The organism is Lysinibacillus zambalensis (genome assembly GCF_040183165.1).
In the GTDB taxonomy this organism is placed as follows: Bacteria; Bacillota; Bacilli; order Bacillales_A; family Planococcaceae; genus Lysinibacillus; species Lysinibacillus zambalensis.
In genome coordinates, this window is record NZ_JBEGDG010000122.1 from 1 (window position 1) to 327 (window position 327).

Consider the following 327-nt stretch of genomic DNA (forward strand, 5'->3'; position numbering starts at 1 on the left):
CCGAACACGGAAGTTAAGCTCTTTAGCGCCGATGGTAGTTGGGGGCTTCCCCCTGTGAGAGTAGGACGTCGCTAGGCTATATGATAAAATTATTCCGAAGTAGCTCAGTTGGTAGTAGCACCTGACTGTTAATCAGGTTGTCGCAGGTTCGAGTCCTGCCTTCGGGTGGAGGATGACGGGCTCGAACCGCCGACCCTCTGCTTGTAAGGCAGATGCTCTCCCAGCTGAGCTAATCCTCCATCTGGGTATTAAATGGTGACCCCTACGGGATTCGAACCCGTGTTACCGCCGTGAAAGGGCGGTGTCTTAACCACTTGACCAAGGGGC

2 tRNA genes and 1 rRNA gene are annotated in these 327 nt (G+C 54.1%); 2 read left to right on the forward strand and 1 reads right to left on the reverse strand.

Annotation, left to right across the window (positions count from 1 at the left end):
* Nucleotides 1-77 (forward strand): 5S ribosomal RNA (rrf, locus tag ABNX05_RS26530); the annotation flags it as partial.
* Between the two features lie 16 nt (nucleotides 78-93).
* Nucleotides 94-167 (forward strand) — tRNA-Asn (locus tag ABNX05_RS26300).
* Here ABNX05_RS26300 and ABNX05_RS26305 read toward each other — a convergent pair.
* Nucleotides 167-239, reverse strand: a tRNA-Val gene (locus ABNX05_RS26305). The genes ABNX05_RS26300 and ABNX05_RS26305 overlap by 1 nt on opposite strands.
* Nucleotides 240-327 lie beyond the last annotated feature (88 nt).